18 protein-coding genes are annotated in these 14,287 nt (G+C 50.1%); 12 read left to right on the plus strand and 6 right to left on the minus strand.

The window, feature by feature from the left end:
• Nucleotides 1-73 precede the first annotated feature (73 nt).
• Genes B1H56_RS01245 through B1H56_RS01255 form a run of 3 tightly spaced genes read left to right on the plus strand, consistent with a single transcriptional unit; the run spans nt 74 to nt 3,533 of the window.
• Nucleotides 74-1,075, plus strand: a complete 1,002-nt coding sequence (locus tag B1H56_RS01245) for an ABC transporter permease (protein ID WP_066520145.1) — start codon at nt 74-76, stop codon at nt 1,073-1,075.
• On the plus strand, nt 1,072-2,580 hold the full coding sequence (locus tag B1H56_RS01250; RefSeq protein WP_066520148.1) for a sugar ABC transporter ATP-binding protein: 1,509 nt from the start codon (nt 1,072-1,074) through the stop codon (nt 2,578-2,580). Before B1H56_RS01245 ends, B1H56_RS01250 begins: the two co-directional genes overlap by 4 nt.
• The gene (locus tag B1H56_RS01255) at nt 2,580-3,533 is read left to right on the plus strand and encodes an ABC transporter permease (RefSeq protein WP_066520151.1); all 954 of its coding nucleotides are present in this window, start codon (nt 2,580-2,582) and stop codon (nt 3,531-3,533) included. Before B1H56_RS01250 ends, B1H56_RS01255 begins: the two co-directional genes overlap by 1 nt.
• A gap of 149 nt (nt 3,534-3,682) precedes the next feature.
• On the opposite strand, the gene B1H56_RS01260 is transcribed toward B1H56_RS01255, so the two are convergent.
• Nucleotides 3,683-4,183, minus strand: coding sequence for an HdeD family acid-resistance protein (locus B1H56_RS01260; protein ID WP_066520154.1), 501 nt, complete (start codon nt 4,181-4,183; stop codon nt 3,683-3,685).
• Nucleotides 4,184-4,513: 330 nt separating this feature from the next.
• Between B1H56_RS01260 and B1H56_RS14460 the strand changes: the two genes are divergently transcribed.
• From B1H56_RS14460 to B1H56_RS01275, 4 genes are all read left to right on the plus strand, one after another.
• Nucleotides 4,514-4,795: a hypothetical protein gene (locus tag B1H56_RS14460; protein WP_147554693.1), complete on the plus strand. Its 282-nt coding sequence runs from the start codon at nt 4,514-4,516 to the stop codon at nt 4,793-4,795.
• Between the two features lie 16 nt (nt 4,796-4,811).
• On the plus strand, nt 4,812-5,360 hold the full coding sequence (locus tag B1H56_RS01270) for a hypothetical protein (RefSeq protein WP_066520163.1): 549 nt from the start codon (nt 4,812-4,814) through the stop codon (nt 5,358-5,360).
• A 77-nt stretch (nt 5,361-5,437) separates the two neighbouring features.
• Nucleotides 5,438-5,593, plus strand: coding sequence for a hypothetical protein (locus tag B1H56_RS14465; RefSeq protein WP_156468696.1), 156 nt, complete (start codon nt 5,438-5,440; stop codon nt 5,591-5,593).
• Nucleotides 5,594-5,946: 353 nt separating this feature from the next.
• A complete protein-coding gene (locus B1H56_RS01275; protein WP_066520166.1) occupies nt 5,947-6,159 on the plus strand; it encodes a cold-shock protein in 213 nt (70 codons plus the stop codon).
• Nucleotides 6,160-6,235: 76 nt separating this feature from the next.
• Here the strand turns inward: B1H56_RS01275 and trxA are convergent, their stop codons facing one another.
• The 5 genes from trxA to B1H56_RS01300 form a co-directional block, all read right to left on the minus strand.
• Complete coding sequence (gene trxA, locus B1H56_RS01280) at nt 6,236-6,553, minus strand: thioredoxin (RefSeq protein WP_066520167.1); 318 nt, start codon at nt 6,551-6,553, stop codon at nt 6,236-6,238.
• Nucleotides 6,554-6,637: 84 nt separating this feature from the next.
• Nucleotides 6,638-7,567, minus strand: a complete 930-nt coding sequence (locus tag B1H56_RS01285; protein ID WP_082771050.1) for a GtrA family protein — start codon at nt 7,565-7,567, stop codon at nt 6,638-6,640.
• A 63-nt stretch (nt 7,568-7,630) separates the two neighbouring features.
• Complete coding sequence (locus B1H56_RS01290; RefSeq protein ID WP_066651244.1) at nt 7,631-9,895, minus strand: glycosyltransferase family 2 protein; 2,265 nt, start codon at nt 9,893-9,895, stop codon at nt 7,631-7,633.
• Between the two features lie 45 nt (nt 9,896-9,940).
• On the minus strand, nt 9,941-10,150 hold the full coding sequence (locus tag B1H56_RS01295; RefSeq protein WP_066520172.1) for a hypothetical protein: 210 nt from the start codon (nt 10,148-10,150) through the stop codon (nt 9,941-9,943).
• Nucleotides 10,147-10,428 carry a hypothetical protein gene (locus B1H56_RS01300; protein ID WP_066520173.1) on the minus strand — a complete coding sequence of 94 codons (282 nt, stop codon included), beginning with the start codon at nt 10,426-10,428 and terminating at the stop codon, nt 10,147-10,149. Before B1H56_RS01300 ends, B1H56_RS01295 begins: the two co-directional genes overlap by 4 nt.
• 151 nt (nt 10,429-10,579) lie before the next feature.
• Here B1H56_RS01300 and B1H56_RS01305 point away from each other — a divergent pair, with 151 nt between their 5' ends.
• Genes B1H56_RS01305 through B1H56_RS01325 form a run of 5 tightly spaced genes read left to right on the plus strand, consistent with a single transcriptional unit; the run spans nt 10,580 to nt 14,240 of the window.
• Entirely contained in the window at nt 10,580-10,789 is a 210-nt protein-coding gene (locus B1H56_RS01305; RefSeq protein WP_066520179.1) for a hypothetical protein, read from the plus strand.
• A 10-nt stretch (nt 10,790-10,799) separates the two neighbouring features.
• Nucleotides 10,800-11,030: a hypothetical protein gene (locus B1H56_RS01310; protein ID WP_066520180.1), complete on the plus strand. Its 231-nt coding sequence runs from the start codon at nt 10,800-10,802 to the stop codon at nt 11,028-11,030.
• A 3-nt stretch (nt 11,031-11,033) separates the two neighbouring features.
• Complete coding sequence (locus B1H56_RS01315) at nt 11,034-12,116, plus strand: SpoIIE family protein phosphatase (RefSeq protein WP_066520184.1); 1,083 nt, start codon at nt 11,034-11,036, stop codon at nt 12,114-12,116.
• Nucleotides 12,117-12,135: 19 nt separating this feature from the next.
• Nucleotides 12,136-12,993 carry a diadenylate cyclase CdaA gene (gene cdaA / locus B1H56_RS01320; protein ID WP_066739720.1) on the plus strand — a complete coding sequence of 286 codons (858 nt, stop codon included), beginning with the start codon at nt 12,136-12,138 and terminating at the stop codon, nt 12,991-12,993.
• Complete coding sequence (locus B1H56_RS01325; RefSeq protein ID WP_066520186.1) at nt 12,990-14,240, plus strand: CdaR family protein; 1,251 nt, start codon at nt 12,990-12,992, stop codon at nt 14,238-14,240. Before cdaA ends, B1H56_RS01325 begins: the two co-directional genes overlap by 4 nt.
• Nucleotides 14,241-14,287: the final 47 nt, after the last annotated feature.

Genomic DNA, 14,287 nt, shown 5'->3' on the forward strand with positions numbered 1-14,287 from the left:
GCGAGGCGAGGGCGCGCCTTGTATCGGTATTTGGTTCTCTTTCTGCGAAAGGAGCCGTAGGAGGGAGGTTGCTATGGGAAATACAGGCAGCGGCCGGATAAATTCCGAGCTACAGGCAAAGGCGGCAAGTGCGCAACGGAAAACGACGCTACTCGCGGTTGCCGCGATTGTCGTGATTTATATCATCTTGAGCGCAATCACGGAATGGAGGTTCCTGACCGCGTCTAATATGCTGGCGATCCTGACCAGCTCAATTGTGCCGGCCTTGGTGGTGCTGGGCTTTATCTTTATTTTTACATCGGGAATCATGGACCTTTCCACCGGGGCAATGATGATATTGGCAAGCAATGTAGGCGGCATTCTGGCCGTCCAACTGGGACTCGGTTATTTTGGACTTATCATAGGCGCGGTCGCGACGGCGATCGGGCTGGAATTGCTCAACGTAAAATTGATTCTGGTCACTAAGATACCGGCCTGGATCTTCGGGCTGGGGATGACGATGGTATATGAAGCGATCGGGGCGCTGTACAATGCATCGATGATCGCTGAGGGGACGCAATCGGTCTCGATTGGAGACCTTTACCGGGAGCTGGGCGCTCCGCCGGTGAACGTGATCGTGATTATGATATGCGTGGTCGTTGCGTTCCTGATCTACAACAGAACGAATCTGGGCTTTGGACTGCGCGCGGTGGGCAGCAACAGCTCCGTGGCCAAGATGATGGGGATAAATGTCAGCAAAACGGTATTGGCGGCAAGCGTTGTGGGCGCGATGTTCCTCGGGCTTGCCAGCGCGGTGAATATGAGCTTTGCGGGGCGCGTTGCGCCGACGACGGGGCTGGCGAGTATTTCGGTTATCTTTACGCCGCTGGCGGCTTTTCTGCTGGCCAAGGCGTTTGACCGTATCTTCAATATTACGGTGGGAGCGATTATCTGCGCCTTCCTGCTGACGTCGATTTTCAATGTTTTGACACTTCTCGGAGTGCCGTCCGGTACGTTGCAGCAGGTGTTCATGGGCGCCGCCGTAATTATCTGCGGCATCTTATCGCAAAGGAAATATAAGGGGGTAGTGCAATGAGCGGAACTGAAAAGGTTATTTTCCGTGCGGAACATATGAAAAAATATTTCGGCGCCACCCATGCGAACGACGACGTTTCCATTACGCTTGCGGCGGGCGAAGTGCGCGGGCTGATCGGAGAGAACGGTTCGGGAAAGTCGACGCTGATTTCCATGATCGCGGGGCTCGCCCCGAGGGACAGCGGGGAAATGACGATGAACGGCGCCGCCTACCTTCCCCAGAACCCGATCGATGCGGGCGATCATAAAATCGGTACGGTCGTCCAAGAGCTGGGACTTGTCGACGGGCTTCCGGTCGGTGTAAATATTTTCCTCGGCAGGACAAAACGTTTTGAAAAGGGCGGCGTACTGGATATGAAGGCGCTCTATCAGGCGGCGGCGGAACAGTTTGAACAATGGAATTTTCCAGTGTTCCCGGTACAGTCGCTGACGGGGTCCCTTTCCGTGGAAGAAAAAAAGATCGTGGAACTCATTCGTGCCCTTTCCATCGATCCGGACCTGCTGATCCTGGATGAGATCACACAGGCGCTTTCCCTAAATTACCGGGATATCCTGTTCGAGGTCATCAAAAAATTTAGGAACGATGGGAAAACGGTTTTAATGGTCACGCACGACGTGGAAGAAATGATCGAGGCAACGGACAGCATCACGATTATGCGGGACGGAAAAATTGTGGAGACATGCCAGTGCGACGACATTTCGCCGGACGACGTGAAGCGGATGATGGTAGGACGCGACCTTGAAGGAGACTATTACCGCAGCGACCAGGTGGAAAGCTATGAAGACGAAGTCGTCATGAGCGTCGAAGGTCTTACGAATGACGCGTTTGAAGGAGTCGGATTTGACCTGCACAAGGGCGAGATACTCGGATTCTGCGGGCTTTCGGGTGCGGGTATCCACGAGCTTGCGGAAACATTGTTTGCGGTTCGCCCGGCATGGTCGGGAACGGTCAGGATTACGAAAACGAATACCATAATTAAATCCCCGCGCCAGGCGATGCTGGAAAAGATGGGGTATGTTCCCAAGGACCGGGATAAGCAGGCGTTGATGGTCAGCGATTCGATCGAGGACAACGTATGCCTTGCAGCTGTAGATATGACACAGGGCAGGCTGGGCTTCCTGAGCCCCAGACGGCGGCGGGAGGTCAGCAACCGGGTCGTCAAAAAATTTGACGTGAAGACAAAAGGCATTACACAGGTAATCAGCGGCCTTTCCGGCGGCAACAGGCAGAAGGTCAATCTTGGCCGGTGGATGATCCAGGATAAGGAAGTGTTGATTTTGGACTGCCCGACGCGCGGTGTGGATGTAGGAGTCAAATCTTATATTTATCGTTCTATGATGGAAGCCAAAAAGCAGGGAGTCGCCATGATCGTCGTATCGGACGAGCTGCCGGAGCTGATCGGTATGGCGGATACCCTGATGGTGATGAAGGCCAGCCGGCTCGCCGCGGTTATGAAGAGGAGCGAAGTCTTCACGGAAGAAAAAATAATCGAGGTGATGCTGTGATGAAAAAAGATTTTTGGACGTTTTTTCAGCGGTTGTTCCCCTTTGTCGGCCTGATCGTTATCATTGTCATATTTACCATCATCAATCAGGGCAATATGTGGTCGGCGACCAATCTGCTTACGGTAATCAGCATTATGATTCCTCTTTGCCTGGGCGGCAGCGGAATGGTGTTTGTAGCGGCTCAGGGCAGTACGGATCTTTCCATGGGCTCGCTGGTCGCGCTATGCGGGACGATCGCCGGGATCGCGAGCATGTCGCTGGGCTTCTGGGCATTTATTGTAATTTCACTTGCGGTGGGCATTGGCGTAGGGATTCTAAACGGTGTAATTGTCAGCAAATGCAAGGTATCTTCCCTGATGGTGACGCTGGCGATGTTAATTGCGCTGCGTGCGCTGGTGGCGTTTATCACCAACGGGCAGGTGTTCTTTGTGGACCAGCAGATACTGATGCTGAACCGCATGGAGATTAAGCTGCCGATTTTCCTTGGGGTGATCGCCCTTATGTGGTACTTGTTTGAATATACAAAAATTGGATATTTTTCGCGCTGCATGGGCGAAAACCAGACGGTAGGCAAGTTTGCCGGGATATCGGTTGCAAAATACCAGATTTTGGGCTTTGCGCTTTCAGGAGCGATGGCCGGAATGATCGGGATATTTACGGTAGGCAGCATCGGTGGGATTTCCCCGACGATGGGCAACTTCCTTGAACTTCAGGTCATGATCGCGATGTTTGTGGGCGGCGTTCCCGTTACTGGCGGCGCGGGCAGCAAATTCTACAAGGTGGTCGTAGGCGCGCTGATGCTGGCGTTCCTGCAGAACGGCCTGACCGTAAGCCGCGTGAGCGCGGAGATGTCGGAATTGATCCAGGGGATCATTTTGATTTGCGTGGTGTTCTTCGGGCTGTTTGTACGCCAGAAATATATCCAGCGGCAGATCGCGCGGGAGTTGCAATAAACCAGTCCTCTTACTTCCTTTGGATGCACGGCGTTTTGCAGGGATAGCGCCGTGCATCTTTTTACAGCGGGTAAGGGGCGTAATGATAAAAACCATGTAAAAAGGCCGCTCAGAAAGAGCGGCCTTTTGTTGTATTCCGTTAGAGGCGCTTACTTTTTGCCGGAGAACCACTGGACGATGGTAATGATTCCGAAAACGATCAGGAAAATACCGAGCAGCGTCCCGAGGAAATTGGCGCCCGCCGCCATACAGATCAGCACGATAACGCCCAGGATTATGGTAATAATTGATAAAATCTTCGACGCTAAGCTGCTGTTCGGAGCAGTTGTAAGGCTGATTACGCCGTTTACGATCATCCAGATGCCGATAATCAGCGGCAGCACGATTCCCGCTGTCGGTCCGCGAAAGACGATCAGCAGGATACCAAGGATCGCCACGATTACGGGGATGGTGTAAGCGCCGAACACACCGGCATTCTCAGTGCGCTTACTGTAATTTGAGATAATCGTAATTACACCGTAAGCAATCATGATAATGCCGAGGATGAGGATAATGACCTCCATCCCGCCAACGGGGTTTGCAAGCAGGGCAATACCAATAATAAAAAGAATAATGCCCATAATCAGATTCAGGATATTGTTTTGTTTCATTTTAAAGTCCTCCATTTTCATTTAATGATTCGCACCCTATGATTAACCGCTCCGCGTTTGACGTAAACCATTTCATGAAATCTTTAATCTTTTTTGAATGCGAGACTGGAAATGGCGGAGCGCCGGACCGGAGTCTCTAAATTTTAATATTACAGAGATGACTGCCTAAAAATCTTTTTGCAAAGCGGAAAATCCGTAATTGTACCGAAGACGGAAAAATTAAAAATAGGCGCGTATCCGTTTATGGCGGAAGAGCGCGGTTACAAATGGAAACACAACCGGCGGGAGAGATATCCCGGAAATAAAACGAACAGGAATGGAGGCTCCAATATGTACAACGAAGAAAAGATCAACCGCTTGCAGGAAGACGTGGCAAGGGAACAGAAGAAGGCGGAAGAAAAGCTGGATAAGCTTGATTCCAAAATCAAAGTGGAAGAGCTCAAAGCACAGAAGAAACTGACGAAGCTCGAAAGCAAACGCGACGTTGAAATGAAGCTGGCCCAGAAAGATGCAGTTGAAATGAAAAACGATGCGCGCATCGAGCAGAAAACGCGCGAAACGGAAGCGGCCAGGGACGTCAGGCAAAATGTTAGCGGCGACACCCGCATGTAAAAAGGAGGAATGAATAATGGCACAGATGCAGACAGAGCATAAGACGGATAAAAGCGCTGGGGAAGTGATCGGCAGCGTATTGAGCCAGGCAAAGGACGGATTGATTTCATTTGGAGAGACGATCGCCAGCAAATCCAAAGAAATGGTGAACAACGCGAAGGTGAACGCACAGGTTGCGGCTCTTGAAAAGGAGAATGACGAGAACTATATCAAGCTTGGCAAGATGGTCCGCGAAAAAGAGGAATATACGGACGAGATGCGTGAGATCGGCAAGAAGATCGATGAAAATGAAAAGCAGATCGAGCAGATCGAAGCCCAGCAAAACGACGGCTCCGATGAAAGCGGACAGGATAGCAAGGATCTGGCGCAGGGAAGGGAAGACGATCATTCCAGTCCTAAGGAAGCAAAAGCGCAGGGAAACGGGGATGGCGGTAAGACTGAAGTAAAGATGTCCCGCAGCGAAGAACCGGCGAGCAGCGCCCAGGAAGACGTCAGCCGGCAATATAACGCCGCACCGGACCGGAATACAGACAAAGTGAAATCCGAACAGGTATATCACGAGTAAGCCGTCCGGCAGAAAAACAAGGACGTATACGCGGGCAATGCGCCGGCGTTTACAATAAAAAATGGAGGATTAAATTGATGGAAACAACGAAAAAAACAAAATCAACACCGCATAAGGACGTAGAAAAGAAAACGACAAAATATGCGGACGGCAGCAAAAAAACAGAAAAAACTGCGGCCAAAAAGAAGCTTGACGGCTCTACGAAAGTGACTCATAAAGTCGAAGCAAAATAAAGCGCCGTTTGGCACCTCTTGCCCCGTAAGGGGAAATAATGAAGCAGCTTCCGAAGCCGGGAAAAAATCCGGCGGCGGAAGCTGCTTTGATCGTTTCCCGCCGATTTAAAAATTTTCATAAAGGGCATCGAATGCTTGACAAATTAATATATTTCATGCTATATTCAACTTAGCAGTTCGGATGTAGTATTAATGATTTCACATATTTTGCAAGTCATTTATTACGGTAGATGCTTTGCGAAATATGTGTTTTTTGTTTCATGGCCGGGTTACAGCATGTTATGCCGGGGCAATAAGCTTGGGTGTTCGGCGGCGCCCGTACGTGGGTTATTATTATTAGGAGGTACTGGTTGATGAACAGCGGTACGGTAAAATGGTTCAATGCAGAAAAAGGATTTGGCTTTATCTCGGATGACAATGGCGGCGATGATGTATTCGTACACTTCTCGGCGATCCAGACTGATGGATATAAGACACTTTCCGAAGGCCAGAAAGTAACGTATGACACAGAGCAGGATACGCGCGACTCGAGCAAGATCCGTGCGGTCAACGTTTGCCCCGTATAAGAAAGCATGAATCAAAAAAACACTCCCCTTTTGGGGAGTGTTTTTTTATTGACGTTTTGCTGTGCCGGATTATACATTAGGCGTTTTCGATAAAATCGATGATTTCTTCCTTTGATTTTACGCCCACAAATTTGGACATCTTGGCGCCGCCGTCGAACAGGTACACGGTGGGGATAGATATTACGCCATACTGCTGCGCAAGGCCCTGCGCCTCGTCTACATTGACCTTCACGATTTTAATACGGTCGCCAAGGGCATCCGCGACTTCTTCGAGAATCGGCCCGAGCATCTGGCACGGCCCGCACCAATCAGCATAAAAATCAACCAGTACAATCCCTTTTTGCTGCAGAACTTCTGCATCGAACTGAGCTTCGGTAATGTGTTTAATATTCATTTGATCCACTCCTCGTTAATATTCTGATTTATAATTAAACAGTCTCGGAATATGCGAAACATCTAATTACACCGCTTCGGCGGATTATTTTAATAATCCTTTGCTTTCCTTGAACACCCAGTCCCGCTGGATCGTGAAGCTTGCAAGGAAGATCACAAGGTCTACCACAACCTTGAGCATCGTATTGACTGCGTCGCCGCCGCCCAAAAGTGAACCTATCCCCCACACGAGCAGCCAGGAAGCGACCAGCTGGCCGACCGCAAGAATTACAAAGCGCACCACCGCGCCCGTGGATTTTGCGTTAGAGTTAAAGACGGCTCCACGGTTCAAAAGATAGGTTGCAATCGAACACAGGATACGGGACAGCACGGTGGCGGTCAAGATCTTGAATTCGTCGTCCATACCGGAAAACAGCTTCTGGAACACATAGAACGTGCCGATATCCACCAGGTAGGCAATGAATGCGGCAATACTGAATTTGATAAACACTTGATAGAGCTTTCCGGTGGAAAGGAGAATATTCCAGCCGGGCGTTTCGTTTGTGGAGGATTCGACAAGAACGCTTTCCACCAAAATATTTTTAGCGCGCGCAACGAGGGGGATGTTTTGGAAAAAAGCCCCGTCCTTTGCCTTTATGCACGATATCGTCTCGAGGAATTCACGGGACATGCCATATAGCGAAGTCGTGATATCCTTTGCCTCGAGCCCTGAAAGAAAGCCATAGACGTTTTGCGGAAGGGACTTTTTTTCGGGCAGCGTACGTTCGCCCAGATAAACCTTCGACGGGTCCGCAAGAAGCGCGTCCGCGACCTTCAGGACGTCCGCCGGCATAAAGCCGCCGTCCGCCCGCAGGGTAAGGAAAAATTCTGCCTTTGAATTTGCAGAAGCGTCTTTCAAGCTTCCGCACAGCCCGGAATCTGCAAAAACATCCACAATCATACCGGACCGCCTCAGTTCCTGTTCCAAGTTTTCGTTATGTCCGAACAGCAGGACAGTGCAAGTTTCGTAATTCATAATGCTACTATTTTATCACTGAACGTATGTTCATGCAATGAAAGGCCGGAATAAAACCACGGATTATGTCCTGTCCTTAAGGATTTTGTTCGGGCTTACGGAATAATCCAGCTTCTCATTGGTCAGGTTGATATTGTAATAGGGATCATATGGATATTTTTTATCCCACTTGGAGAGCCAAAGCGCTGTTTCGTGGTCCAGGCGCTCCATTTTTTCCGGGGTGGTCTCCAGCCCCCGGGTCTTTGATTCGTCATGGTAAAGCTCTGCAAACGGCGTCCACAGGATATAATAACCCTTTTCACGCACCTTTAAAGACAGGTCAACGTCGTTATAGGCCACAGTAAAGGTTTCGTCGAAGCCGCCGACTTCACGGAAAACGGAAGCGCGCATCATAGCGCAGGCGGCCGTTACGGAAGAAACGTTGTGCGGGGCGACAAGCAGGCCGAAATAGCCGATATCGAACCGGCTTAGAAATTTGTGCGGATGATTGGCAACCGGGCCAATTTTCAGGACGATACCACTGTGCTGGATCGTATTGTCCGGATAGTAAAGCTTTGCGCCGACCTGGCCAATCTCCGGGCGCATGGCGTGCATTGCCATCTGTTCAAGCCAATCCGGGCTGATTACGGAAATATCGTTGTTTAAAAACAGCAGGAGGTCCCCTTTTGCCTGGGATGCAGCATAGTTATTGAGCGCCGAATAATTAAACGGATGATCCCAGCGTACGATACGGATACGGGAATCCTGCTCAAGCTGCGCATAATAATCAAAAATCTCCTTTTCCGTGCTGTTATTCTCTGCAATAATGATTTCGTAATTCGGATAGGTCGACTTTTCCGTAATCGATGTAATGCAATTTTCGAGTGTTCTTTTCTCATCCTTATTTGGAATGATGATAGAAATCAGGGGTTTGGGGTCGGGAAGATCGTACCGCGTAATATAATAATTCGGATACTGACAGCTGCTGACATGCGCGTTTTTGATCCCCAAACGCTGGTATGCCGCTTCGACAGCCGACCGGCCAGCCTCTACGGTATAGCTCTTTGCGGAAGACGCAAGCGCGGTAGAGCCTTCCGATATCCGCCAATGATACAAAATATCGGAAATATGCCCGATTTTTTTTGCTTTTTCCGTAGCGCGCAAAATAATATCGAAATCCTGCGCGCCGTTGAAACGGTCTTCAAATCCGCCGATCTTATCCAGGAGCGTTTTTTTGAAGACTGAGAAATGCGTGATATAATTGAACGTATGCAAAGTATCGGGAGCAAAATCTGGCTTGAAGAAAGGATTAAAACGGTATTTTCCGTCTTCAGTGATTTTGTCCTCATCCGAATACATGAACTCATAATCACGGTCTATGTTTACAAGCTCGACGTAGGAATACAGGGCATGGGGCATCAGCAGATCGTCGTGATCGAGCAAGGCAACGTAATCTCCCGTAGCCATACGGATCGCTTCGTTGGAGTTCCCGGAGATTCCCTTGTTTTCCTCGAGCTTTCGGTAGAGTATCCGCGCATCTTCATAGGAATGGGCGATCTCTCCCAAATTCTTCGATGAAGTGCTGCCGTCGGCAAGACACAATTCCCAATTGGAATAGGTCTGCGCCTGTACGGATTCGATCATCTGACGCAGGAATTTTTCCGGAGTATTATAGAGCGGAACAACAATGCTGATCTTTGGCATATAATTGAAAACGCGTGCACGCTGATAATTAAGTTCTTTTTCCGTCGGCGTATTATTCGCGATCCAATGAAGATATTCGGCGTTATGGACAGTGTATATCCTGCAGCCCACGCTTCCGCCGCCGTCTACGGAAAAACCATGCCGCCGTTTGTTTCTGTTCACATAGACGCCGCAGCCGTTTTTACAGGTCAATGAAACGGTAAGCGCGGCACCCATTACGCCGCAGATCGGCAGAAAATCAATCGCCGTATAGTCGTCGTGTGCCACGCCGCCCACTTCGGCGTGAAGAAGAACGGCGTCTCCCTTTGAGACAGTTATTTCCAAAGCGCCTCCGCCGGCCCTGTTTTGCGTCAATAATTCAATTCGCCCAATATTGGGAACGGACGGGGTGAACGTAAAAGATACCCGCTCTTCCGCCTGGTATCCTTTATGCTCCGAGGGATTTTTTACGAATGATTCCCCTGCGAGCTCGCCGCCGTACATGTTGTTGTTGACAACTGCCGTGCCGGGTCCGTATTTGATTCTGGTTCCCAGCTTATGGAAAAATTCGCCCCACCCATAGTCGCGGATCATGACAGCCGCGCGCTTAAAACTTTCTCCTTTAAGATGTTTTATGGTTGAAGCCAAGTTTCTTACTTTTGACATTTCCTCTCTCCCGAATATATTAAAATTTTTATCAACAGCCGCTTATTACATGAAAGCGCCGTAAACCAATTTATAGAGCAGGATCATTCCGCCGATAAAAGCAAACGTACCGAGAAGGGCGATCCAAAACGATTTCGGGACCGCTTTTTGTTCTTCCTTTTCCGCTTCTTCAAAATCTTCCAGCTGCGCCTTGCACTTTGGGCAATATTCAGCGGAATCTTCAAATTTTGTATGGCACAGAGGACATATTTTCATGACTCGCCTCCATCTTCGTTATCACGCATGCGCCGGCGTTCCCGGCGGTAGAATCTGAGCAGGATGCCAAACAGAACGGACAGCCCGGCAATTGCGATCACGCACATCAGAACGCTGCTCGACAAAAAAATACTGCTCAGGATAAAACAGGCATATGAAAAAGCGCTCAGCTTTGAAAGGCCGCGCCGCAGTAGCTCAATCAGCAGAAGCACGACGCCTGCAAAGAAAGCGACTGTGCCGATTGCTTGATAATTCATCCATAACGTCATATCCATCATAAATACCTTGCACCCATTATAGCATGACCGTATGGTTCGATAAAGTATGGACATAAAAAATTTACGGAAAATTTGTTAACAAAGTATGCTTAATATGTTACTATTATAATAAACATGGGTATCTGAAAACAGACCGTAAAGGGCGGAAATAATGGATATTATCGATCGGACGCTGGCCTTTGCCAAGCGCGAGGACAGGCCCGTGATCGTCGTTTATCAAGGTAAAAAAGGAATCAGCCAGCGGCGTGTCTATGTGCGCGGCATTGCCGGGGATAAAATAACGGTGTATTGCACGCAGAAAAAAGCAATTCGTGTTTTCGACAGGGCGGGGGTATTGTCTGCGATGCTCGCGGATGAGTAAGGATTAAACGATGAAGGTGAACAGTGAGGAGAAGAAACGCGGAGCGCTGAATGAACTGGATAAAAAAATGCGTGAGTTTGCAAGGGAGCGCGAAACGCTGAATCAAATGAGCTCCGAGAGGATCGCGCTTGGAAAGCCCCTGACGGACGTGGCGCTCCTGAAACAAAACAAGACCTGCGGGGAGATCGGCGCTTCGATTACCCGGCTGCAGGAATTTCTGGATGAAATCGAAGGAGATTGATTTTTGAACCGTGTAACGTACAGCACAGAATATATAGCATCCATCATCAATGCGATGAGCGACATGGTTCGGGTCATTGGCAGGGACGGACGGGTCCTGATGACGAACAGCGCTTTTGATGAGCGTTTCGGATACGAGGAGGGAATGGAATGCTATACGCCGTTCCATCAGGAAACGAGGTGTGAGCGCTGCCTGTCGCACGAGGTAATGCTGTCGGGCGAGACGCAGCGCCTGACGCGCAAGCTTTCCGGACGTGTGTATTCGGTGACCGTATCTCCCCTGAAAGACGAAGGCGAAAAGACGATCGCCGCCGTTGAAGTTTTCCGCGACATTACCCTTGACTACAACATCAAGCAAAATCTGCTGATGCAGAATGCGAAAATGCAGAAAGACCTGCAGCTGGCGCGGAAACTGCAGGAAGCCCTGGTAAAGGGCGCGCTGCCCAAGGTTGGCGGCGATTACGAGCTTACGGCGGGCTTCTTCCCGTGCGAAGCGGTCGGCGGCGATATTTATGACTGTACGGTCTATGATGATAAACTCGTTATGTATGTGGCGGATGTTTCGGGGCACGGCGTGATGCCGGCGATGCTCGCTGTCTTTTTCTCGCGCGTAGTGCGCGCGGCCTGCCTGACGGGCAATTTTCTTCCCTCGGAAATACTCAGCTATGCGGAAAAGGAATATCTCGACCTGAATCTTTCCGATTCGATCTATATTACGGCCTTTATTACGGTGATCGATTTGAAGACCAACCGCGCGGCTTATTCCAATGCGGGCTTTTCCGTAATGCCCGTGATTTATCACGAAGGCAATTTTGAAGAGCTGTATATGCCGTCCCATCCGCTCTGCGACTGGTTTGGCGAGGAGGAATTCCAGGACGGATTTTTTGAATTCAAAAAAGGCATGCGTATGCTGATCTATACGGACGGAGTGGATAATATTCACAGCGATCCCAAGGTTAAGGACAGACTGTTCGAGCTGCTGGGGAAAAAAGAATTCAGCAGCCGCCAGTTTATCAGCGAAGTGCGGGAAGAACTGCACAGCAAGCCTGAGGACGACCTTACGATGCTTCTGTGCGTGAAACAATAGCAACTGGGAGAAAAATATTTTGACAGATTTTTGGGAGCCGCTCAAAAATAGCCTGATGGCGTTTAGCTGGATGGACGTAATCGATATTCTTGTCGTTGCGCTGATTTTGTATTGGCTGATTAAGATACTGGCCAAAACACGGGCGATCCGCGTTTTGATCGGTCTTGGCGTGATCCTGATCCTGGCGCGTATTTTTGTGGCGATGGGCTTGCAGACGGCAACGTGGCTGATGAATGCGGTGATTCCGGCCGGGGCGATCGTTATCGTTATCCTTTTCCAGCCGGAGATCCGCCGCGCGCTCGAGGCGCTCGGCCGCGGGAAAATATTCAGCTTTGCCACAAAATCACAGATTGAAGTGCAAAACGCAGAACACATCATAGAGGAAATCTCGCGCGCAGTGCTGAATATGTCCAAGCAGAAGGTGGGAGCGATCCTTGTTTTCGAGCGGAAGACAGGCCTGGCGGACGTGCTTGATTCGGGTACGATGCTGGATGCGGATATTTCAAGCGAACTGATTGAAAATATTTTCTATCCGAATACGCCGCTGCACGACGGCGCGATGATCCTGCGGGACGACCGTATTATTGCGGCCGGCTGCTTCCTGCCCCTTTCGGACAACAAGCAGGTAGCGCAGGAACTTGGCACGCGCCACCGGGCGTCGCTGGGGATTTCCGAGGTATCGGACGCGTATATCGTCGTTGTTTCGGAGGAAAAAGGGATCATTTCCTTTGCCTATGACGGCGTTTTGAAGCGTTATATTGACGCCAAAGCTCTAAAAGAGATACTCGAAGAGCTGTATATGCCGCAGGCGGGAAACAAGGAGCAGGGTAAGCTTGCGACCTTTAAATTCAAGCGCAAGGTGGGTGATGACAAATGAGTAAAATCGTTGCGGTCATCAAGCGCCTTTTCGTACAGAACTGGAAGATGAAGCTGATTGCGCTGATCTTCGCCTTTATTCTGTGGAGCTTTGTGATTGCGGAAGATAATCCGTACAAGACAAAGACTTTCCGCGACTTTCCCGTTACCTATACTGCGGCGGATGAGCTGCGGCAGAAAGACCTTACGACGTCGGAGCCTCTGGCCCAGCTTTTAAGTTCGGTGACGGTAACGGCGCAGGCGCGGGCGGACGCCCTCCAGTATTTGAATGAAAATATGATCCAGGTCACGGTAGACTTGTCCTCCATTGACGGCATAGGGGAATATACCCTTCGCGTGGAGGGGAAATCTTCGCTCAATGATACGACGGTCAATGTGGAGCCGTCCACCGTTACGGTCAATGTGGAAGAGATCGTTCCACGGTCTGTTCCGGTCGATGTACAGCTTACGGGCGAACAGGAAGGATTTTATTACGGGGAACCGGTTCTTGAAGACGAGACCATCGAGATTCGGGGGGCCCGTTCCAAGGTAGAAAGCGTTGCGAAAGCAATCTGCAAGATTGACGTCGGCGAAATGACAGGACCGACAACGGCAAGTTATACCGTAGAGTATGTGGACAGCAAAGGGGAAACGATTCCTGCCAACAACTTTACCGGGAGCAGTTCCGTGATTGTGGAGCTGCCGGTCTATCCGCAGAAAGAGGTGCCTATCGACCTTGAGGCAGTCAGGAGCACCACATCGGGACTGGCGGAAGGTTATGAGATCACAGGCGTTACCGTCGAACCACAAGCTGTTAATATTGCGGGCAAGCTTGAAGACATTGAATCGATCGGTACGGTTACGCTGGAACCGATTGTCCTTGACAACGCAATGGGTGATACCATTGTGGAAGCGAATGTTAGGCTGCCGGAGGGCGTGATTGCATCCGTGCCTTCCAAGGTGCAGGTCCAGCTTACGATCATGCAGCCGGAACTCAGCCAGACGTATTCGGCGATGCGGATTGCCGCACGGAATCTGGAAGACGACAATCTTGACGTCTCCATTACGCCCTCGGCCGTGGACGTAACGGTGTATGGCACGCAGGCGGCTCTCGGTGATTTTTCAGCATCCCTGCTGAAACCATTCGTTGATCTTACGGGGCTTGGAAAAGGGGTACACCAAAATGTACCGGTGAAATTTCAAAACGAGCCGGACCTTGGAGTGCGGCCCGTTTCCTCGAGCACGACGGTTACGGTAACGATCAGCTAAAATCCAACTCAATTGAAAGCAGTTTAGGGGCACCGTTACGGTGCCCT

Source organism: Christensenella minuta (genome assembly GCF_003628755.1).
GTDB lineage: Bacteria > Bacillota > Clostridia > Christensenellales > Christensenellaceae > Christensenella > Christensenella minuta.

Bases quoted from the DNA above. Each gene is read 5' to 3' on its own strand.
- B1H56_RS01245 (WP_066520145.1), top strand. From the start codon at position 74: ATGGGAAATACAGGCAGCGGCCGGATAAATTCCGAGCTACAGGCAAAG.
- B1H56_RS01250 (WP_066520148.1), top strand. From the start codon at position 1,072: ATGAGCGGAACTGAAAAGGTTATTTTCCGTGCGGAACATATGAAAAAA.
- B1H56_RS01255 (WP_066520151.1), top strand. From the start codon at position 2,580: ATGAAAAAAGATTTTTGGACGTTTTTTCAGCGGTTGTTCCCCTTTGTC.
- B1H56_RS01260 (WP_066520154.1), bottom strand. From the start codon at position 4,183: ATGAAACAAAACAATATCCTGAATCTGATTATGGGCATTATTCTTTTT.
- B1H56_RS14460 (WP_147554693.1), top strand. From the start codon at position 4,514: ATGTACAACGAAGAAAAGATCAACCGCTTGCAGGAAGACGTGGCAAGG.
- B1H56_RS01270 (WP_066520163.1), top strand. From the start codon at position 4,812: ATGGCACAGATGCAGACAGAGCATAAGACGGATAAAAGCGCTGGGGAA.
- B1H56_RS14465 (WP_156468696.1), top strand. From the start codon at position 5,438: ATGGAAACAACGAAAAAAACAAAATCAACACCGCATAAGGACGTAGAA.
- B1H56_RS01275 (WP_066520166.1), top strand. From the start codon at position 5,947: ATGAACAGCGGTACGGTAAAATGGTTCAATGCAGAAAAAGGATTTGGC.
- trxA (WP_066520167.1), bottom strand. From the start codon at position 6,553: ATGAATATTAAACACATTACCGAAGCTCAGTTCGATGCAGAAGTTCTG.
- B1H56_RS01285 (WP_082771050.1), bottom strand. From the start codon at position 7,567: ATGAATTACGAAACTTGCACTGTCCTGCTGTTCGGACATAACGAAAAC.
- B1H56_RS01290 (WP_066651244.1), bottom strand. From the start codon at position 9,895: ATGTCAAAAGTAAGAAACTTGGCTTCAACCATAAAACATCTTAAAGGA.
- B1H56_RS01295 (WP_066520172.1), bottom strand. From the start codon at position 10,150: ATGAAAATATGTCCTCTGTGCCATACAAAATTTGAAGATTCCGCTGAA.
- B1H56_RS01300 (WP_066520173.1), bottom strand. From the start codon at position 10,428: ATGATGGATATGACGTTATGGATGAATTATCAAGCAATCGGCACAGTC.
- B1H56_RS01305 (WP_066520179.1), top strand. From the start codon at position 10,580: ATGGATATTATCGATCGGACGCTGGCCTTTGCCAAGCGCGAGGACAGG.
- B1H56_RS01310 (WP_066520180.1), top strand. From the start codon at position 10,800: ATGAAGGTGAACAGTGAGGAGAAGAAACGCGGAGCGCTGAATGAACTG.
- B1H56_RS01325 (WP_066520186.1), top strand. From the start codon at position 12,990: ATGAGTAAAATCGTTGCGGTCATCAAGCGCCTTTTCGTACAGAACTGG.